Origin of the sequence: Corynebacterium cystitidis, from assembly GCF_900187295.1 — a bacterium.
Taxonomy (GTDB): domain Bacteria; phylum Actinomycetota; class Actinomycetes; order Mycobacteriales; family Mycobacteriaceae; genus Corynebacterium; species Corynebacterium cystitidis.
Genome location: NZ_LT906473.1, coordinates 2,212,823 through 2,232,859, shown reverse-complemented (window position 1 = coordinate 2,232,859; position 20,037 = coordinate 2,212,823). Strand labels below are relative to the sequence as shown.

Annotated in this window: 20 protein-coding genes; 16 read left to right on the top strand and 4 right to left on the bottom strand. The window is 57.5% G+C overall.

Going from position 1 to position 20,037, the window contains the following annotated elements; genetic code table 11:
- Positions 1 to 23 precede the first annotated feature (23 nt).
- Complete coding sequence (locus tag CKV99_RS10625; RefSeq protein WP_143063464.1) at positions 24 to 1,328, top strand: hypothetical protein; 1,305 nt, start codon at positions 24 to 26, stop codon at positions 1,326 to 1,328.
- A 452-nt stretch (positions 1,329 to 1,780) separates the two neighbouring features.
- Here the strand turns inward: CKV99_RS10625 and CKV99_RS10620 are convergent, their stop codons facing one another.
- The gene (locus CKV99_RS10620; protein WP_092260177.1) at positions 1,781 to 2,149 is read right to left on the bottom strand and encodes a roadblock/LC7 domain-containing protein; all 369 of its coding nucleotides are present in this window, start codon (positions 2,147 to 2,149) and stop codon (positions 1,781 to 1,783) included.
- A gap of 285 nt (positions 2,150 to 2,434) precedes the next feature.
- On the opposite strand from CKV99_RS10620, the gene CKV99_RS10615 reads away from it, so the two are divergent.
- Complete coding sequence (locus tag CKV99_RS10615; RefSeq protein WP_092260179.1) at positions 2,435 to 2,986, top strand: YceI family protein; 552 nt, start codon at positions 2,435 to 2,437, stop codon at positions 2,984 to 2,986.
- 26 nt (positions 2,987 to 3,012) lie between these two features.
- Here the strand turns inward: CKV99_RS10615 and CKV99_RS10610 are convergent, their stop codons facing one another.
- Positions 3,013 to 3,927 carry a hypothetical protein gene (locus tag CKV99_RS10610; RefSeq protein ID WP_092260181.1) on the bottom strand — a complete coding sequence of 305 codons (915 nt, stop codon included), beginning with the start codon at positions 3,925 to 3,927 and terminating at the stop codon, positions 3,013 to 3,015.
- Between the two features lie 34 nt (positions 3,928 to 3,961).
- Between CKV99_RS10610 and CKV99_RS10605 the strand changes: the two genes are divergently transcribed.
- From CKV99_RS10605 to CKV99_RS10585, 5 genes are all read left to right on the top strand, one after another.
- Positions 3,962 to 4,846 carry a Ppx/GppA phosphatase family protein gene (locus tag CKV99_RS10605; protein WP_092260183.1) on the top strand — a complete coding sequence of 295 codons (885 nt, stop codon included), beginning with the start codon at positions 3,962 to 3,964 and terminating at the stop codon, positions 4,844 to 4,846.
- The gene (locus CKV99_RS10600; protein ID WP_092260185.1) at positions 4,847 to 5,734 is read left to right on the top strand and encodes a hypothetical protein; all 888 of its coding nucleotides are present in this window, start codon (positions 4,847 to 4,849) and stop codon (positions 5,732 to 5,734) included.
- A gap of 28 nt (positions 5,735 to 5,762) precedes the next feature.
- On the top strand, positions 5,763 to 6,578 hold the full coding sequence (gene proC, locus CKV99_RS10595; RefSeq protein ID WP_092260187.1) for a pyrroline-5-carboxylate reductase: 816 nt from the start codon (positions 5,763 to 5,765) through the stop codon (positions 6,576 to 6,578).
- A 143-nt stretch (positions 6,579 to 6,721) separates the two neighbouring features.
- A complete protein-coding gene (locus CKV99_RS10590; protein ID WP_018581546.1) occupies positions 6,722 to 6,913 on the top strand; it encodes a helix-turn-helix domain-containing protein in 192 nt (63 codons plus the stop codon).
- 333 nt (positions 6,914 to 7,246) lie between these two features.
- Positions 7,247 to 7,348, top strand: coding sequence for a 30S ribosomal protein bS22 (locus tag CKV99_RS10585; protein ID WP_012359487.1), 102 nt, complete (start codon positions 7,247 to 7,249; stop codon positions 7,346 to 7,348).
- Positions 7,349 to 7,425: 77 nt separating this feature from the next.
- Here CKV99_RS10585 and CKV99_RS10580 read toward each other — a convergent pair whose 3' ends face one another.
- Positions 7,426 to 8,454 (bottom strand): HAD family hydrolase, encoded by a 1,029-nt coding sequence (locus CKV99_RS10580; protein ID WP_231910013.1) that lies wholly within the window; start codon positions 8,452 to 8,454, stop codon positions 7,426 to 7,428.
- A 145-nt stretch (positions 8,455 to 8,599) separates the two neighbouring features.
- Here CKV99_RS10580 and CKV99_RS10575 point away from each other — a divergent pair, with 145 nt between their 5' ends.
- From CKV99_RS10575 to CKV99_RS10560, 4 genes are all read left to right on the top strand, one after another.
- A complete protein-coding gene (locus CKV99_RS10575) occupies positions 8,600 to 8,842 on the top strand; it encodes a glutaredoxin family protein (RefSeq protein ID WP_092260191.1) in 243 nt (80 codons plus the stop codon).
- An 80-nt stretch (positions 8,843 to 8,922) separates the two neighbouring features.
- Positions 8,923 to 10,275: a glutamyl-tRNA reductase gene (locus tag CKV99_RS10570; RefSeq protein WP_092260192.1), complete on the top strand. Its 1,353-nt coding sequence runs from the start codon at positions 8,923 to 8,925 to the stop codon at positions 10,273 to 10,275.
- 11 nt (positions 10,276 to 10,286) lie between these two features.
- The gene (gene hemC, locus CKV99_RS10565; protein ID WP_092260194.1) at positions 10,287 to 11,168 is read left to right on the top strand and encodes a hydroxymethylbilane synthase; all 882 of its coding nucleotides are present in this window, start codon (positions 10,287 to 10,289) and stop codon (positions 11,166 to 11,168) included.
- Positions 11,169 to 11,458: 290 nt separating this feature from the next.
- Positions 11,459 to 13,156, top strand: a complete 1,698-nt coding sequence (locus tag CKV99_RS10560; RefSeq protein ID WP_092260196.1) for a bifunctional uroporphyrinogen-III C-methyltransferase/uroporphyrinogen-III synthase — start codon at positions 11,459 to 11,461, stop codon at positions 13,154 to 13,156.
- Positions 13,157 to 13,210: 54 nt separating this feature from the next.
- Here CKV99_RS10560 and CKV99_RS10555 read toward each other — a convergent pair whose 3' ends face one another.
- The gene (locus CKV99_RS10555; protein ID WP_092260198.1) at positions 13,211 to 13,648 is read right to left on the bottom strand and encodes a hypothetical protein; all 438 of its coding nucleotides are present in this window, start codon (positions 13,646 to 13,648) and stop codon (positions 13,211 to 13,213) included.
- A gap of 417 nt (positions 13,649 to 14,065) precedes the next feature.
- Between CKV99_RS10555 and hemB the strand changes: the two genes are divergently transcribed.
- The 5 genes from hemB (at position 14,066) to CKV99_RS10530 (ending at position 19,991) form a co-directional block, all read left to right on the top strand.
- Complete coding sequence (gene hemB / locus CKV99_RS10550) at positions 14,066 to 15,067, top strand: porphobilinogen synthase (protein WP_092260200.1); 1,002 nt, start codon at positions 14,066 to 14,068, stop codon at positions 15,065 to 15,067.
- 19 nt (positions 15,068 to 15,086) lie between these two features.
- Complete coding sequence (locus CKV99_RS10545) at positions 15,087 to 15,713, top strand: hypothetical protein (RefSeq protein WP_143063465.1); 627 nt, start codon at positions 15,087 to 15,089, stop codon at positions 15,711 to 15,713.
- A 15-nt stretch (positions 15,714 to 15,728) separates the two neighbouring features.
- On the top strand, positions 15,729 to 16,205 hold the full coding sequence (locus tag CKV99_RS10540) for a hypothetical protein (RefSeq protein ID WP_092260203.1): 477 nt from the start codon (positions 15,729 to 15,731) through the stop codon (positions 16,203 to 16,205).
- A gap of 47 nt (positions 16,206 to 16,252) precedes the next feature.
- Positions 16,253 to 18,844, top strand: a complete 2,592-nt coding sequence (locus CKV99_RS10535) for a heavy metal translocating P-type ATPase (RefSeq protein WP_092260205.1) — start codon at positions 16,253 to 16,255, stop codon at positions 18,842 to 18,844.
- Between the two features lie 61 nt (positions 18,845 to 18,905).
- Positions 18,906 to 19,991 (top strand): chymotrypsin family serine protease, encoded by a 1,086-nt coding sequence (locus tag CKV99_RS10530; protein ID WP_092260207.1) that lies wholly within the window; start codon positions 18,906 to 18,908, stop codon positions 19,989 to 19,991.
- The last annotated feature ends 46 nt before the right edge of the window (positions 19,992 to 20,037 follow it).

The window sequence follows — 20,037 nt, the reverse complement described above, 5'->3', positions numbered from 1 at the left end:
ATGCGAAGGGGAGGTGGATCACGGTGGTTGAGCGCCCGCATTACTTGTTGCCTCCGTCGGCGCTAGGTTATTACCGCCGTATCCCGGTAGACCACATAGTTAGTGCAACGGTTTTCTCTCACTACTCTCCCACAGAAGAGGAGAGCCTAATCCCCGTGGTGTTATACGGTGACCCTAGTACCGATGCGTGGAGGGTGCGGTGGCAGTACGGCATCCTCGGGGAAATTGGTGCTGATATCCGCGAGGAATATCGTGACGTTGACCGGGTGCTTGGTTCTGGGTTTATGCCGGAAACTATTGCTGGAATTTCTTTGGGCGAAGACGGGACCCCAGAGGTTGATGTTTTCCTGCCCCCTCCAGAACTGACAGTGCCACGCAATAATGTGTCGAGTGATGTTCTGGTCTTACCCCCAGGCGAAGCGATATATATCGATACAACGCTGGGTGATTTTGAGGACCATGACTTGGCCCTTGCATCACCTGGGCAGTGGTTCGTCGTCCTCATCGAAATGGTCGGTGAACCGGTAGCGCTTATCGATGGTCGCGTTGTTGGGGCTTTTGACCACGATGCTCGAGACACAGTGTTGCGTTACATGCGGGCTGCGAAAGAGGAAGACCCAACGGCGCCTGTGGCTGCGCGCGGTTACGCGATAGAATCATCCATCGCACTGGATATCGGTTACCCTCAAGGGGATGCTGAGCATGTTCCACCGCTGACTTTGCCTGACCCACGTCCACGCGACATTATGAGCGTGACAGATTATTCTGACGGCACGTATTCCATAAACGTGGCATGGTTTGCGGCAACTGACCCGGTAGACAGCGTTGCCGCGGACGACACGTCTCGGCGTGTGCCCACCATCAGCAACCATGATTATGGTGCTGTGGCAGGTGACTCGCTCTCCAAGGAGTCGTTAGAAACAGCGGTTATGGACATGCGCGAGGTTGAGGTTGCTGAACGCAGTGAGGAACCTGTACTACACGCAGAGCTGGCAGGCGCAGAGCCGGCAGACGCGGAGCCTGGAGGCGCAGATCTTGGCGACGAGCTCGCAGCAGAACTGGGGGTCGAGCTAGGCGCAGATTTCACGCAGGCTTATTCTCTGCCTAGTTTCAGTGAAGATACCAGGCTAGAAAGGCTGCCAGCTCAAGTTAAGAAAATCGAAGAAACGGTTCAGCCAGAAGCGAAACCGCAATCGCGTCCTTTAACTCAACGGGAGCTTGTGCAGGCACGCCGCGCCGAACGGGCCTGGCGGTTGGAACAAGGCCTTCCGCTGCACACCGATCTTGACGAACTTGACCAGGTGCGCTACCGGCACCCTAAAGGTTAAAACGAGAATATTTAAGGGCAGTGCGCGGATGTGCACTGCCCTTAAATGTTTTTCATCGTGAGCTTCTATCAGCTGCTTCGACCTACGGAGAACTAGGGTGATAGCTACGGCGAAGGTCGCCACCTGTCGATCCACCCCCGCAAGCTAAATGGCGTGTCATTGTTTTCCTTCTGCTGCCGGGGTTGGCTCTGAGGAGGGAGAGTATTTTCGGATCCGCTATCAGGGTACATACCGCTAGGTGGAGGAGGTGCAGACTCTGGTGAGCCATCCTGCATCTGGTATGGATTCTGTATTGGATCTCTAAAACCGTCGGAGCGTTCCGGAGCCTCCGGAGGTGGAGAGTGATCAACTGGGGTGGAAGCCTCAGCGGCGGTGATTTCTTCCGAATGTGGAAGCTCGTTGCCGCCGACTTCCCTGAGGTGAGCGTACTGCCCGTCCGCTGAGGATCCTGCTCAACTAATCTTGTTGAGGTGTTGATTCACCACCGAGCGGAGAATAGCAAGGTTGGTGTCCTGGCTTGATACCGCAGCGTAAACGAATTGATCCTGGGACAGGAGACGGATGAGGTGGAATTGATCGTCCAAAGTGATCAGCATATCCTGCAAACCGGTTTTGATATTCAATGCCCGCATTGTCTTCAGTTTCGCCTTGACCATCTCGGAGTTGTAGGCGGATGCGACTTCTAGGTCAAAGTCTGCACGGTTGCTTACTGCTGCCAAAGACATGCCCGTGGTCATATCAACAACGGATGCGCCAATAAACCCAGTAAGGTCGCTGGCGATTCCGTTCAGCATGGAGTTCAATTCTTCTTGGCGTGTCATATAATTCCCTTTCGCGAAAGATCAAAGTAGCTTTACCGCACCTTATGTTCTCTCGGCAGAGTATGCGAATCTGTCCTCGATACTTACTTCGGTACAGGGCCGATATTACCCCTTGCCGTGTCGATTAACACAAATACCCCCTTTTTTCTGGTAGTAAAATACCATTTTCCCTGGAAAATACCTATCTTACGTTTTCAAGTCTATGTCTTTGTTAAGATTTGTCTTTGTAATTTTCATAAAACCAAAGACGCATAACTGAAACGCAGAAAGAATCAAGGTGGCGCCATGAATATCGACGGTTATTACCAACTCGATCCTGACCACTCCGCTATTAGCTTCACCGCGCGGCACGCGATGATCAGTCGCGTCCAGGGAACATTCGAAGATTGGAATGCCACGATCCTGATCAACGAGGGTGCCCCTGAAAAATCCCACATCATCGCCCATGTGGATGCGGCATCGCTCTCTACGCGTCAACCGCGGCGTGATGCTCACCTTCGGAGTGCCGATTTTCTCGACGTGCGCACCTATCCTGACATGAGTTTTGTCTCTACTGACATACAATTTCAAGGCTCGGACACGGTGTACGCAACTGGCGATTTGACGATTATGGCGGTCACCCGCCCAGTTACGTTTAATGTCCACGTCAGCGGAACGGAACAGGATCATCTGGGGAATATACGCGTCGGATTTCATGCAACCACAGTGATTAATCGGGTTGACTTTGGGGTGGTCTGGAACGCTGTGCTCGACTCGGGCAGCGTGTTGATTTCTGAGGAAATTGAGATCAATATTGACGGCTCTGCCGTGAGAGAAGAAGCCGCGGAAGACTTATAGTCTGCTCACTCGCGCCCTCACCTCAGTTATTCTCGTTCGCCCGTACTACCCGTATTAGGGGTCGCGTTTGCTGTTGTAGATGCTGCCAGCGTGGCCGGATGGACAGCCTTGTATATATCGGGGAGTTTCTGGCGCTTACGACAGTGCTGCGCCACGATCTCATAGGGCTTATCGCCGATAAGTCCACGAAGTTCATCAGCCATCGTTTGCCACACAGGTTCTCCGCCCTCATGGCAGCCGATATCGCCGGAGCACCACCAATCAAATTCTTCCCCACCGTCACCCCACTGGCGGCGGTGGTATTCACTGATGGTGGTGCGCAGGATTTCGACGCCGTCGGAACGCTCCTCCCACGCATCTTCCCGTGAGTACGGAACTTGCCAGCACACCTCTGGTTTGGATACTAAGATGTCTCGGTCTTCTGCTACTGCCCACTGATGTAGTGCGCAGCCCGGGCCGGTGGGATTGTCGTCCCCGCCACGGTTAGCGAAGATGCAGCCACCGTCAACTACCAGTGTTTTGATGGAGGGTTCGTCTTCGTCGTCGTCCCACTCCAGCCACGGCTCTAACACTGTCGGGTCTGCCTCCTCGATGAAGGCGTCCACGCCGTCTGGGCGCAGCTGCCAATACTTGGCGGGCATCTCGGCGACGGCGTTATAGAGGTTGTCGCGGTCAGCTTCGTCAGAGAGGTAGGCGCCGTGGTTGCAGCAACCAACGACGGGCAGTGACTCCATCATTCCGTGGCACTTATCGGTGCCGAAACGGCACTGCCAAGTGGATTCGATCCAGGTCAGGTCAATGGAAAAGATGTGGTTGGGGTCGTCTGGGTGGACGAATTCAAACCATTCGCGGGGGAAATCTGGTGGGACTTCACGTCCCGCGCGGATAGATTTGCCAGCGGGGGAGTTAGCAGGGAACCCTAGAAATACTGGTTGATTCACACTTCATCACCGTAGACCGTCTACCCTAGAACGTGTGAGATTAGGTGTATTAGATGTGGGCAGCAATACCGTCCACCTCGTAGCGGTTGACGCGCGTTATGGTGGTCGCCCCACTCCGTTGAGCGACTGGAAGCAGTCGCTCCGGCTGGTCGAGATGCTTGACAGTACCGGCGCGATCGACGAGAAGGGCATGAAGAAGCTCACTACTGCTGTCAAGGAGGGGGCGGATCTTGCCTCTACATTGAAGTGCGCCGAGATGATTACATTTGCAACCTCAGCGGTGCGGTCTGCCACCAACTGTGACCAGGTTCTTAATCACGTTGAGAAAGAAACCGGAGTGCGTCTTGAGGTGCTCTCGGGTGAAGAAGAGGCACAACTGACGTTTCTCGCTCCTCGACGCTGGTACGGCTGGTCTGTTGGGCGGATCACCAACCTCGATATCGGTGGGGTTTCACTGGAGATTTCCACTGGCACCGATGAAGCACCCGCGCGCAAGAAGATCAATGCTCTACGTGATTTCATTGATGCAGAGCTTGCAGGTCCAGCAGCTGATGTTGCGGCGTTGGGCCCGCCAGGTCATGCGGTGGCAACGTCGAAAACGTTCCGTACGTTGGCTCGGTTAACGGGTGCCGCCCCGTCGGTGGAAGGTCCGTTTGTGAAATGGGCGCTGACAGCACCGGGTTTACGCCAGCTGATTGCATTCATTTCGCGGATGACTGCTGCTGATCGAGCAGAGCTGGAAGGCATTAGCTCTGACCGCTCTCATCAGATCGTTGCGGGTGCCCTAGTTGCGGAAGCCAGCATGAGAGCGCTTAAGCTTGATAAGTTAGAGATCTGCCCTTGGGCATTGCGTGAAGGTGTGATTCTTCGTCGTATCGATAAGGGTTTGGATGGTTTCGATGAGGGAGTTGACGAGTAGATGTCAGACAATGACAAGCAGCTGACGGTTGCAGAGCTGCTCGCGCGTGCCGGAAAAGATAATCCGGAAGGCAGCGAGCGTCCGCGGCGTCGCCGTCGCCGGAGCCTTGAAGAGGGCGGTATCTCGGTAGCCGAGCTCACCGGCTCCTTCCGTAAGGTTGAGGCGCGCCCAGAAGAAGCGAAGCATTCGAGTGTGCCGATCGACGCGCCAGAACCCGCCCAAAAGGACGAGTCTGCTCAGAAGGACGAGTCTGCTCAGAAGGTCGAGCCTGCTCAGAAGGTCGAGCCTGCTCAGAAGGCCGAGCCTGTTGAACCCGAGCCGGAAAATTCACAGGCCCCAAAGGCTAATGAGACAGCTGTCATCGAAAAGGTCGACGAGGAGCCGGCAGCGAAGCAGGCATCGGCACAGGATGCTGATCAAACAAGTATCATGCCGGCAGTAAAAGGTGAGCCACGCACCGACGTGGCCAATACCTCGATGGATTTGCAACGTGTGGAGATCGGTGAGGAACGCGATCGCGATCGCGATCGCGCTGCTGCTGCTGCGCTTGCCGAAGATGAGGTTGACAGCCACCTCGACGACTACGAAAGCGAGGAGGTTTACGGCGACGAAGAGAGCGAAGAACATGACGAAGGAATGAATATTCCAGCCCTCGTCGGCATGATCCTGGGCGGATTATTCCTTGGTGTTGTAGTGTTCTTCGGTTTCGAGTGGCTGTGGGCCAACCTGAACGCCTTTGTGGTGGCGGTCCTTGCGGTCGTCGTTACTGTGATCATGATTGGTGTTGTCAAGGCATTGCGCACTGAAAAAGATGGTCTCATGATGACTATCTCAGGTTTCGTCGGTGTGCTCATGACATTCGGCCCTGCCTTGGTCACTCTTCTCTAAATAGGTGAATTTGTGGCACGCTAGTGCCATGCGCAAAATTGCAGTAATCGGCGGAGGCCAGATCGGTGAGGCGCTCATCGCTGGCCTTATCGCCTCAGACCATGATCCAAAACACATTACGGTGACCAATAGGCGTCCTCAGCGCGCTGAGGAGTTGGGGCAGCGCTACGGCGTCCACACCACCGACGACAACAACGAAGCTGCGGCAAACGCAGACGTGGTCTTCCTCTGCGTTAAGCCTGCTGGCATCGTCGACGTGATTGATGAAATCTCTGACACCGTGGCGGATAACGATGTGGCTACCACGCTGGTGTCCATGGCCGCGGGGGTGACCATCGAGACGATGGAAGAGGCGATCTCTGCGGCTGGCACATCGATCGTTCGTGTCATGCCCAACACTCCGATGCTGGTAGGTAAGGGTGTTTGTGCCGTCGCGCCCGGTAAATTCGTGGCCGAAGACCAACTGGATTATGTAGTTAAGCTTCTTGAGGCGACAGGGCGCGTCGTCGTTGTCCCCGAGTCTCAGATGGATGCTGTGACTGCGCTTTCTGGCTCTGGGCCCGCCTATATTTTTCTCGTGGCTGAGGCGATGATTGACGCTGGTGTGTCGCTTGGTGTCAGTCGCGATAGTGCCCAGGAACTCGTCAGTGCCACCATCGCCGGCGCGGGCGCGATGCTGGAGCAGGAGGGTGCAGATCCAGTCGCACTACGTGCCGGGGTGTCCTCGCCCGCGGGGACGACTGTTGCTGCACTCCGCGAATTGGAGGAATCGGGGGTGCGCGGAGCTTTTTATCGGGCTCTCGAAAAGAATGCTGAGCGTGCCCACGAACTGGGAAAACAGTGATTTCTGACAATTAGTTGGAAAAATTGTGGCACTTGGGTCGCAAGTGTCACACGATTCACGCTAGACTAGTTTCGGCACGTGCGTGTTCGTCCTGTGGGAGGGGAAGCCTACAGCGCGCCAGGTGCTGAAGGGTTATATAAAATATGGCAAATGAAGATAAAGGTAAGTTCCTGACCGTCGCTGAGGTCGCGGAGATTATGCGCGTGTCGAAGATGACGGTCTACCGTTTGGTTCACTCTGGTGAACTGCCGGCTGTGCGCGTGGGTCGTTCCTTCCGCGTACACGAGAAGGCAGTCAGCGAGTACCTGGACTCCTCCGTCTACGACGTGGGATAAGTCAGACGTGAGATAAGTCAACGGTGCGCGTGCCAGCGTCCATGGCTGAACGCGAACTTATTTCGTGAGTCTGGGGCACCCACCTGCTTTTTCGGGATCGGCTACGGTCCTGGGTGCAGGTGGGTGCCCTAGGTTGTGTGGGATGAGAAGTTTCCGGCCCCTGTTTTCGTCGTGAAGCGCGCGCCCTGTATGCTGGGTGCATTCCTGCAAGGATGTGGGTGTCGTGTGCGAGTGTGCACCTCGCTCCCGGCGGCACATACGGGCTTCGGCCCCACGGTGTCATCCACCTGGTCTGCGCAGACTGTACGTACACGATCGATGTGAGGAGACCCCATGGGTTCAGTCATCAAGAAGCGCCGCAAGCGCATGTCCAAAAAGAAGCACCGCAAGATGCTCAAGCGTACCCGCGTGCAGCGTCGTAAGCTGGGCAAGTAAAGCGCAAGATCCCGTCAGGATAAAACCTGGTGGGATCTTTTTAATTTGCACGACCACTCGTGTACAAGGTCAACAGACTAACGGTGGTGATTTTTCCAACCCCAATATGTCGCAGCGGCTGCGAGCAGAGAGGGGATGCCCCACTTTCGGATCGCGCGGCGCATACTGCGGTAGTCGCGTACCACCCAGCCGCGTCGTGCCGCCTCCTTTTTCAGCTTCGCATCCGGGTTAATTGCCACGGCAGTGCCCACCATCGACAGCATCGGAATGTCATTAATGGAATCCGAGTACGCCGTGCACTGCTGCAAATCTAGGCCCTGAAAGGCCGCCAGTGCTGCCACGGCATGCTGCTTACCGGGACCATGCAGCACATCGCCCACAAGGCGTCCCGTGAACACACCGTCTTCCTCTTCCGCTACGGTGCCGAGCGCACCGGTGAAACCGAAGTGCTTCGCCAGCGTTTGCCCAATCTGGACTGGTGTCGCAGACACCAGCCACACCTGTTGTCCCGCAGCTAAGTGCATCTGCGCCAAGTCAATGGTCTCCGCATAGCTTTTCTGCGCGATGGACCGCGAAACAATCTCGTCGCTCAACTTCAGCAGCACAGACACTTTCCTGCCGCGTACAAATTCCAATGCCTGCTCACGGCCACGGTGCATATCGCCGGCGTGTTCAGATCCGGACAACCGAAACCGGAGCTGCTTAAACAGCACAGGCCCCACATCGCGCAACCGAAAGTACCGCATTCGTGCCAGGCCTAGGGCCAATTCAACCAGCGAAGAGCCCTGAATTAATGTGTTGTCAATGTCGAAGAATGCTGCGGCTTCGGCATCTTGCGGAAGATCGGGGTCCGGGGCGGTAATGTGTACGCCACCTGCTGCAGCGAAGGCACCAGAGACGGAATCCATGCCTGAGCTGAACTGCTCCATGTCGAGGCCGTAGAGCTCCTCAACCGCGAGAGTTGCCGCAGCAACACCGGCCTCTTTTTGTGTTTCATCGTCAATCGGGGGAACCGCAGTGTTTTCGAGAAAGCGCCGCAGGTTACCGTGTGAGCGAAACCATGAACCTAAAAATTCGTGTGGTGAAGACGGGAAGCTGTCCGACACTGGCGTGCGATTCCTTTCTAGCCCGGCACGTGGCCTACTTTGGTTCCATACTGTCATGCCATCGTAGGGCCCCGCCGCCAAACTTTCCTACCGAAGAAACAAGAAGAAAACAAGAAGAAAACAAGAAGAAAACAAGGAGCAAACAATGGCACCTAAGGTTGCATTGCTGGTACGGCAGACCTGCGGTTCTTGTGAACGTGTCGCGGAGCAGATCAAGCCCGTTGTTCACGCTGCCGGAGCAACGCTGTGCCTGATTGATGTGGACAGCGACAAAGAACTCGCCATGGAATACGGCGACCGCGTGCCTGTGGTCATGATCGATGGTGTCGAGTTTGCATGTTGGGAAGTTGATAACGAGGAGCTTGCCGACGAATTGGCCCGCGAGTGACCTGCACCTGCCCCGACACCGAGGCCGAAAATCCTGGGGGGTATCCTTTTGTTTGATTCCAATTGACCAGGAGGGCATCCGTGAGTGTGCTTGTAGTGGGTATGTCCCACCGATCCGCGCCCGTGGCGCTACTCGAGCGCTTAAGCATGGACGATACGGTCCAAAACAAGACGACAACGACGCTAGTAGACCAGCCTTCGTTGTCGGAAGCCATGATCATCTCCACTTGTAACAGGCTAGAGGTCTACACCGTCACCAATGCCTTCCATGCCGGCGTACAAGACGTTGTCGATGTGCTTGCCGACATCTCAGGCGTGCACACCGATGAGCTGCGGGGCTACTTGTATGTGCGTTATGCGGACGCGGCCGCTGAACACATGATGAGTGTTGCCTCCGGCCTGGACTCCATGGTGCTGGGCGAACAGCAGATTATTGGGCAGGTGCGCACCAGCTACCAGGATGCGCAGGAGCGCGGAACAGTGGGCCCGGGCCTGCATTCTTTGGCGCAGTCTGCTCTGCGTGCAGGCAAGCGGGTTCACACAGAAACAGCTATTGACGATGCCGGTGGTTCCATGGTCACCTTCGCCTTGGACGTTGCACGCCAGGAAATGAACGTTCAGGACTTCTCCGGTAAAACAGCATTCGTGCTTGGTGCAGGTGCGATGGCGTCGCTGGCTGCCACCCATTTAGGTAAACAGGGCATCGACAAGCTCATTATTGCTAACCGCACGCGATCGCGCGCTGAGCGTCTCGCCGAACATGCGCGGGAAGCAGGAGTGAATGCGGAGGTTGTTGACTTCAACGCGCGTGCCGGTGCGTTAAGCCGGGTGGACATCGCGGTCTCGGCTACTGCCACCGACGAATTTACCATCACTTCCGACGACATTTCTGGGCCGATCATGCTGGTCGACCTCTCGCTTCCGCGCGATATCGACGATGCTGTCACTGACCACAACGGTGTGCGCCTGGTCAACATCGAGTACTTGCATGCCCGACAGGAAGCCGAAGGCGTCATCGACGCGACCGCGCAGCGCGAGGCCGAAGCAATTATCGACGAAGAGCTGTCCGCCTACACTTCCGCTGAGCGCGTCCGCGACGTCACACCTGCGGTAACTCAACTGCGACGGACAGCGGCCGAGCTTGTCGACGAAGAATATGCCCACCTTAAGAATCGGTTGCCCCACCTTGATGAGGATGATCTGCGTCAAGTCGCCCGAAGCATGAAGCGGGTCGTCGATAAGCTTTTGCATAAGCCAACCGTGAAGGTGAAAGAACTGGCCGCAAGCGAGGGCACTGTAAGTTACGAAACGGCGCTGCAAGAGCTGTTCGGGCTGACCACGACGCCGCCTGCGGTCGCTGTCAACGTGGACAAGCTGCCGAACCGCGAAGAACTAGATTTAAGCCCGGACAAACCGGGTAAGTCGGGTAAATAAGGAGAAGCAAGGTGCTGAAAATTGGTACTCGGGGTTCGAAGCTAGCCACCACCCAGGCAGGCCATCAGCGCGATGCGATCAATGCTGCAGGTTATGAATCCGAACTTCACATCGTCACCACCGCCGGCGATGTCAATATGGCACCGGTCGAGCGCATCGGAGTAGGCGTGTTCACCGCAGCTCTGCGCGAGGCACTCTACGCCGGCGAATGTGATATTGCGGTGCATTCATTCAAGGACTTGCCAACAGCATATGAGCCACGTACTCACCTGATCACGCCGGTGCGGGAGGATCGTCGTGAAGCACTCATTGCACGCGACGGCCTGACCTTGGACACCCTGCCTGAAGGCGCGCGCGTGGGCACCTCGGCTCCGCGACGCATCTCGCAGCTCAAGGCACACCGGCCTGATCTGAACATTCAGCCGTTACGCGGCAATATTGATACCCGCATGGGCAAGGTCACCTCGGGAGAACTCGACGCTGTTGTCTTAGCGTATGCTGGCATTTCGCGAGTGGGCATGAGCAACGTGGCCACCCAGGTTTTTGAGCCGACAGAGATCATGCCGGCACCGGCACAGGGCGCGCTTGCTGTGGAGGCGCGTGTCGACGACCAGGAAGCCCGTGCCGCGATCGATGTCCTGGCTGACCATGACGTGCTGAAAACGGTGACTGCCGAACGTACCGTACTGGCCACCCTTGAGGCTGGCTGCACCGCGCCTGTCGCTTCTTACGCTGACCTGGACGGTGACACTTTGACCCTGCATGCGGGAGTGTTTGCTCTGGACGGTTCCCGCCAACTTGTCCACCACGCATCGGGAAGTGACCCGGTCAGCCTAGGCCAGCACGTGGCGCAGGCGCTGCTGGAGCAGGGTGCCGCCTCGATCATTGGCTAACAGGGGCCGGTAGGTAGTGGTGTAAAATAGTTGTCCGTTTTTCCTATTTGGGGTTCCTAAATTAAGGTGTAACTATCATACGTTGATAACCACGCCGTTCACGTGGTCCCGTTAAAGGGAAAACAACCCCTTGATCAGCATCTTTGTGTGCTAGTTGGGGGAGAGGTGGCGGAGTTGTTCAACATTTGCGATAACCGTAAACGCCTTCACATTTGGTTTGTCGGCAGTTCGGAGCACGTGATCATTTCCGCGTGTTCTGGCCACAGGCCCGAATTAGAAAAGAATCGTCTATGACCATGGCCCACACCACGCCCCAACCGGCGAAAGTCGTCTTCGTCGGCGCCGGCCCTGGCAACCCTGATCTACTCACCGTGCGTGCACGGGAAGTGTTGGAGAACAACGCGTACGCCGTTGTGGATCCTGACGTGCTGCCCGAGATACGCGCCGTTGTCGGTTCCGCGTTGCCAGTTCCGCAGCATAAAAAAGACGCTGCCCGCAAGGAATATGAGGCCATGTGTGCCGCCGCGAAGGAGGCTGGCGCACGCCGGAAGCCGCCAAAGCCAGAGGATCCCACCGCGGCTGAATTGTCGGAGTCTGTTGCGGACTTAGGCTCCCGCATTGAACAGATTCAGCAGGTCATGGAGGCATCGGCCCAGTCGATTGTAGACGGCGAAGCCGGCGAAGGCGACGTGATCCGCCTCGTCGCCGGTAATCCACTGACCCGTGACTCTGTCATGGAGGAAATCGCTGCCGTTGCCGCGGCCGGCCTTGAGTTTCAGGTGGTGCCCGGGATGAGCTTGCCGTCGACGGTGCCGTCGTTTGCGGGGATCGCTTTGGGCTCAACCTACACGGAGGCGGACCTGTCCCACGATGTGGATTGGGACCAGCTCGCGTCAGCGCCTCAGCCACTGGTGTTGCAGGCAGAATCAGAGGACTTGCCGACGATCGCTGCCGAACTGACTGAGCGAGGTTTCGCCCCCGCCACTTCGGTGTACGTGACGACGAATGGCACCACCCGCCTCCAGCGCACCTTTGATGCCACATTGGGCACCCTTGGCAAGCTTGATGTGGAGTTGCCTGGAAAACTCGTCGTCACGCTCGGTACTGCTGTTGATGACCGCACGAAGTACTCGTGGTGGGAAAATCGTCCACTGTACGGCTGGCGCGTGCTCGTGCCTCGCACGAAGGCGCAGGCTGCCGCGATGTCCACCCGCCTGTCCAGCTATGGTGCCATCCCGCAAAGCGTGCCGACGATCTCCCTGGAGCCACCGCGCAACCCCGCGCAGATGGATCGTGCGATCAAGGGCATTGTGGAAGGCCGCTACCAGTGGATCGTGTTCACTTCGGTCAACGCTGTGACCACGGTGTGGGACAAGTTTGAGGAGCTGGGGCTGGATGCCCGCTCCTTTGCTGGCGTGCATCTTGCTGCTGTCGGTACGAAAACTGCGGACGCGATCCGCGCGAAGGGCATGACCCCGGAGTTGCTGCCGCACCGCACCAAGCAGAATGCGGCCGGGCTTGTGGAGGTTTTTCCGGAGTACGTTGAGGAACTCGACCCAGTTCCGCGTGTGCTTCTGCCACGCGCGGACCTCGGCTCTGACGTGCTGTTCGACGGCTTGACTGAGCTGGGCTGGGAAGTCGACGATGTGGTGGCCTACCGCACCGTGCGTGCAGCCCCGCCACCGCCGGAGATCCGCGACATGATCAAAACTGGTGGTTTTGATGCGGTGTGCTTTACGTCTGCGTCTACCGTGAAGAACTTGGTGGGTATCGCAGGTAAACCGCACCAACGCACAATCATCGCGTGCATCGGTCCCATGACGGCCGCGGAGGCCGAAGAGCAGGGCTTGCGTGTGGACGTTATACCTGAGGTGGCCGATGTTCCGTCGCTTGTCGACGCGCTGGCTGACCACGTGGCCCAGCTGCGGGCGGCAGGTCAACTCCCTCCGCCACGCAAGAAGCGGCGGGCGCGCAGGAAGTCGTCGTAAAGCGAAAGTGTCAAGCATAAAGCCACAACGTCCAGAGAACGCGTTTAGCGTTAGCTAGGCGCGGGACGTAGCTGGCTCGGGGATTTGCTTGCCGGCAGGTTCTGGTTCGGCTGAGCTGGCGCGCATGGAGCTCCAGGCCCGCCAGATGCTAACCCCGAGGATGATGAGGGTTGTGAGGGCGAAGTCGAACGTCACGCTGGTTTCGGTCTGATTGGCCACGCTAAAAATGAGCGCGACGATCATGCTAATACCGCACATGCCAAGTGCAATGAACATGAAGGTTCGCAGGCCTTTGCCAGGCTTCTCTGCGACATCGCAGGCTGTGGTCACTGTGATTGTCGTCAGTACGAGTCCTCCAATTGTGAGGACGCCTATCACACCCTCCGTGGTGGGTGTCAGGGTGATGTTTCGGAAGGCTGACCACCCAACGAGAATCACAAAGAAGAAATACGCGATCAGCTTGGCTGTTATGGAAGCGTTGGTGGTGTTCACTTTCTTGAATCCTTTCTCTATTCTGATTCCGGTGGGAGCGATTGGATTCCAGGCGAGGCAGGGACACAGGAAAAGGCTGCGCAATGCTCAGCGTTTAATTGGGCAGTGGTTACCAGACAAAGCGCTACTGCAGGGGGCGACCCCGCCAGACCACAAGCGGTTTCAGCCCACCCGGGAGCAATCTTCTTTACCCAATCGTAGTTGTAGTAGGTGTTGAGGGGGACAAGAACGGGAAGTTGTTTATTCAATAAACCTTGTCTCTTATTTCTATTCTAAAAAACTTGAAAAGCTTGTCAATGGTTCCGCCCACACCGCCACCACCTAAGATGAAAAGCAACGGAAAAAGAGCAACTAAGTTAAGACCAAAGTGGTCAAGACCAACCCCACAACCCAGCAACCCCACAAAGGACTAGCACTGTGAGTTCACTGCACCTGCCCCGCCGTCCGCGTCGCCTGCGCCAAAACCCCGTTCTGCGCGAGCTTGTGGCTGAGACGCACTTGCACCCGTCCGATTTCATCCTGCCCATGTTTGTGGCCGACGGCATTGACGCCAAGCGTGAGATCGGGTCCATGCCCGGGGTCTACCAGCACACCCCCGACTCTCTGGTCGAGGCCGTCGCAGAAGCCGCCGAAGCAGGAATTAAGTGCATCGATCTTTTTGGTGTGCCGTCGGAAAGCGATAAGGATGCGCAAGGCTCGGTGGCGTGGGACGCAGACGGTGTGCTGAACCGCAATCTCGCGCGTCTGCGTCGCGAGTTCGGCGACGACATCATGATCATGGCCGATACCTGTCTGGACGAGTTTACTGACCACGGACACTGCGGGGTTGTCGCCGCGGATCGCCAGGGCAACTCTGTCGTAGACAATGATGCCACCGTGGAGTTGTACCAGCAGATGGCGGTGGCACAGGCACGGGCGGGCGCGCATATCGTCAGCCCTTCGGGGATGATGGATGGGCAGATCGGGGCGATTAGGCAGGCGCTTGACGACGAGGGCTTCAGCGAAGTGCTCATCATGGCATACTCCGCGAAATATGCGTCCAGCTACTTCGGTCCTTTCCGGGAGGCAGTGGGCTCGTCGCTGCAGGGGGATCGCAGGACGTACCAGCAGGACCCGGCGAATGTGCGTGAATCCCTGTTGGAGGTTCAGCTCGATATCGAAGAAGGCGCGGACTTCGTCATGGTCAAGCCTGCGTTACCGTACCTCGATGTGTTGACCAAAGTTGCTGAGATATCGCCGGTCCCAGTCGCTGCGTACCAAGTATCGGGCGAATACGCGATGATTCAGGCAGCTGGACGCAACGGTTGGGTCGACTTGGACGCGGTAATGATGGAAACGCTGATGTCCATTAAGCGCGCTGGCGCGGACCAGATCTTAACCTACTTCGCAGTTGACGCTGCCAAGGCACTGCAGGGCTAGGGGAGGGCGACGAACAATTATGACGATAATGCCCAACGGTAATCCGACACCCACGGATAAGAAACCAACACCAACGCCTGCGCCCGAGGTGATCACATACCTGATCTGGATTTGGTCTTTTATGGTTGGTGCGGAGCTGCTCCACCAGCTCCTGAGCATCACGATGAGCCTGCTTGATCCCACGGCGTTGAAAGCGGCAGCACGTCAGACGGCAGAAGAAAACCAGAATGTGCCACAGTCAGTCTTGAACGCGTCGGTGTACCTCTCGATCGGATTCATGGCACTGGTCACCATCGTGATCGTGGGATTGCTGGTGTGGATGCTCGTTCTCTTCGCCAAGCAACACAAATGGTCTGGCTATGCGCGTCGCTTGTTGTCAATCTTTTCCCTGTTTTTCGCGTTTCGTGTGCTGCTGGTATTCCTCTCCACGCCCGCAGCATCGGATGTTCCGCTGTGGCTTGTTGCGTGTGACGGACTAGTCCAGATCGCGCTTGGAGTTGCAGGAATCCTGGGAGTGTTCTTTGCTAACAAAGAGGAAGCTTTGGCGTGGACGGGTGAGGATCAACGCCCCCCGTTTACACACTCAAATGGCGGCTCCCAGAACAAGAACCAGAACAACAGCACGAGCACCACAGACAACAAATAAGAAAAGAGTCACCCCATGCCCTCGATGTTCCCGTCGTTTAGCGCGCATCCCGACGATCTCAACAGGCGCTATGACACGACCGTGGGAAACGATTGGCCACGGTCGCTCAAGGTCGCGTTCTGGCTCATCATCGTTGGTGCTGTTTTAATGTTGGTCACCGCGATGCAGATGGTGGCGGTCGGCGCCCCAGATCAAGCACCGACCCAGCAATTCGTCGCTGCATACCTGCGTAATATGTGGTTCATGGTGGCAGTGAATGCTGTCACAGCGTTGGTGATGGTCAGCGCTGCGTCGTACTTGCGCACAGGCAGCCGCAATGCGCGGCGAATCGTTGCCGTATGTATTGCTATAGCGTGCTTTTTTAATGTTGTGGCGTTTGCGATTCGTGTTGCGGGTTTTTCGGCAATAGTGATTGTGGCGGTGCTCGCATTCGCGGCCCTGTTCTTGTTCCGCCCGAAGGCGAGCGCGTATATCTCGAAGAATACTAATTAGTAGATCGTAGTTTGAAGATCGTAGTTTGAAGAAAGTCGGGCCATACCGTGAGTTCTACTCAACACGATAGCGTCACCCACGCGATTGACACGGCGGTCGCCGCTGCTCGTGATGCGGGCATCGAGCTTAACGACGAAGCCCCGGTGCGCGATTTAGCGCAGCGCCCTAAAACGTCTCTCGCCTTTGACCTTGATAACTTGCCGGATGTGACTGATCTGGGAGCTGTCGAACGGGCCCTGGAAGAGCTGCCGGGCGTGCGAGCGCGCCTCGTCTTCTCCACGAAGACCGCGTGGATTACCGCCCCTGACTTAATGGATCCTTCAGAGTTGATAGCGGTGATGCAACAGTTTGGGATCACAGCTGTCATGACGGATTCGTCGTTAAGGCGCCGCACTGTGGCATCCCAGGTCGATGAACACCACGGTGCTGTGCCGCGGCGGGTGTTGCGGGGCACGAAGGGCATGAGTGGCCGGATGCGCCGCCACCAGGCGGATGAGGCGCGCGCGTTGGATTCGGCACGCACTGCCGGTTTCATGCGCGACCAACATGGTCGGCCGCGCCGGATGAAGCGGGACCCGGACGTGTTGTACACCTCGCGCGAGATGATGACAGTTCCGCGCTTGATTGTTGCGTTGGTGCTGGGTGTGCCTGTGATCGTGGTGTCTTATTTCCAGCAGTTGCAGTTCCCGGCGTGGCAGTGGGTGGCACTTGTGATGAGCGCTCCTGTAGTGGTGTGGTCTGCGTGGCCTTTTCACCGTGCACTGGTTGGCGGTGTGCGGCGCGGGCTCACCGCTTTGGATGGCGCGAGTTCCCTGGCAATCCTTGTGGCTTTTACCTGGTCGATAGCGCTGCTGGTGTCTACCCCGGCCGGAGACATCGGGTGGTTCTCTGAGCCGAAGTGGTTCGCGTTCAACCATTCCCGGCTGTCAGACGGCGAACTTTTTCTGGATGTGGCCTGTGGCATGACGATTTTGCTGCTGGCCGGCAGGATTTGGACGATGCGGGCACGGCCAAGCCTGCTTCATGAGATGGAGCAGCGCCGCCCCGACCCGTCTGCGAAAGTGGCCATCTCAGTGCGTAATCGCGCCACCGGTGCGGTGTCGATCGAACAAGTGCCGCTGGCCGAGGTCAGCCCGGGAGACGACATTGTCTTGCACGCAGGTGAGATCATCCCTGTCGACGGCTATGTGATCGGTGGGTTAGCCGAGCTGGAGCCGGGGCTTATCGACGCCCGCGAGGACACCGTGGTGAAGGTGAACTCCCCGGTGTTTTCTGGTTCGCGCATTGTCGACGGCCAGATCAAGGTGCGCGTGGCAGAAACCGGCCACCAAACCCGCATGGCTGCCACACACCGGTGGATTCAGGATGTGTCGCAGCGACAGAACCAGGCGACCATGCTGTCTACGAAGACGGCGAGCTGGCTGATTCCTGCGGCCATCGTGATCGCCGTGATTGACTTTGTGGCGTGGGTGACACTGTCGAATAATTACAACGCCGCGATGGCCACCGCGCTAGCGATTCTCGCGTCGGTGGCCCCGACCGCCTTGGCACTGTCACCGTCGATTGCGATTAGGTTGGGGATTGAATCGTCGGCACGCAACGGGATCATGATCCGGGATGGTAAAACGCTGCGCCGACTAGAAAACGTCGATACCGTCATCTTCAACCGCGTGGGCACCCTCGTCCTGCCTGAAATGCATGTAGAAACCATCACCGCTGAGCGGGGAGAAAACCCAGATATGGTGCTGCGCGTAGCGGGCGCGTTGTCCATGGAATCGGACCACCCATCGGCCCAGGCGATCGTGCGGGCTGCGCGTGAGGCGCGCGACCACGCCGAAGGCGGTGACGAGGTGCCACACTGGATCGACGTGACCAATCATGAGATCACCAAAGACGGTGACTTTAAGGCACGCATCGAGCTGACCACGCGTGACGACGATGGCACTGCGCACCTGCAACAAGTCGACGCGGTGCTGTGGAGGCCCACCAACCTGTCCAGCCTGCATGGGCGCCTGGCCGTGGCAGCTACTGCTGGTGGCACCCCTGTGGTGGTGCGATGGAAGGGGAAAGACCGTGGCGTTATTACTTTGTATGACCCGATTAAAGATGACGCGCAGGAAGCTATCACCAAGCTTGAAGAGATGGGCCTAGAAACCGTGATGCTCTCGCGCGACACCTACCCGGTGGCGCGCAAATTCGCGGACCTGCTCGGAATCTCTTCTGTGCTGGCGGGCATTAGCGGTAGTGAGAAGCCGAAGACCGTGCGCGCCGTGCATACCCAGGGCGCCAGCGTGGCGATGATAGGGGATCGTTCGGTCGCAGCCACTCTCGAGGTGGCTGATGTGGGCATCCTGGTAGATGCAGGCGATAAGCTCGACATTAGCCGCGACATGCTTGATGAGCTGTCGGTCGCTGTCGTCCGCGACGACGTCTCGGCGATCCCGCAGTTGATCGAGCAGGCACGCCGCGTGTGCACCATTATTGACCGTAATATTGTGTACTCGTGGGTCTATAACGTCACAGCTATTGTGCTTGCGGTGGCCGGCCTGCTTCACCCGATGGCTGCAACAGTGTTGATGCTGGGCATGTCCTTATTTGTGGAGGTTCGCTCGGTGTCTGCAAAGAAGTTCCCAAGTTAAACCCTGGCCGGGTTATGCTAGGAAGAAAAAGATCTACCAGCTTCCTTGAAAGACAGCATCAGTGAATCGTCGTCAAGCTCTTGTCTCCCTTACCACCGCTCTTGCCCTCGCGTTACCACTTCTGCCGGTAACGGCGGCCCCTGCAGCCCAGGGTGCCCCCGTAGGCCCAGGCGCACCCGTGCGAGCCTATCCCGAACCCAGCGAAGACCAGGACCTGCCCACGGAATGGGAAGGATACAGCTGTAGCCAAGCTTTCGCAGGCACCGTGACACTGCCCGACGGCAGCCGCAAAGAAGTGCTGGTAACCGCAGCGCACTGCGTCTCGCCATTCGGGCTCAACGAGAGGGTAGTGAACCCGGCAGTATATGCGCCAAAAACGTGGGGTGATCAACTGATCGCCTACCGTGACAAAACCGGAGAGTGGGTCGAGAGCGACGACGCCACCGTTGCAGACATTCTCCAGTACAAACTCAACGCGCCCGACTGGGCCACAGCACAACTGACACCCGGTACTGAAATGACCAACGTGAGCACTTCCGTGGACCACTACGGCCACCAGCGCTCCGCCCCAGTCGCCCTGACCGGTGTGCGCGACTACCCCGACCTAGCGCCATACGAGGTGTCCACGGACAACTTCGGCCAGCCGATCTGTAAAGACGGGCAGCGCTCAGCACGAACGTGCGGTGTGCAGCTGTTCCGCGCATCCGAATCTGTGGTGCACTGGGGGCTGTGGTACGAATCCGGTGATTCCGGCGGCATCAACTACGACCCCAACACTGGTGAAGTGATCGGTATCACCTCAATGGGGATTGGGCCGCTAGGCCGCGCGCAAAAAGCAGACCGGGCACTTCAAGAGGCCTACGACATTCCCGACGGCCAGGTCAACGAACATTTCCGCATGCCCGATAACAACGCGCCACACGACGGCGACTTCCGCACAGTGAAACAGGAAAATGAGGCGTACAACGAGTGGGCTGTGGAAAACGACCAGCCTCCACTCGTGGATTTCAAGGAGCAATTCGCCCACGACCGAGCAGCCGCTGAGGCTGACCTGCATACCGGTAACTGGGAGAGCCTTCCACATCACGCCGAAGTGCTGCCAGGCTCCGCGCTAGCCGCCGCAACCCAGCAGATGCTCGGCCTCTAGCCGGAAGCGCCCGGCAGGCTCGTCCGAGCCGGCCAGCCCTACGGTT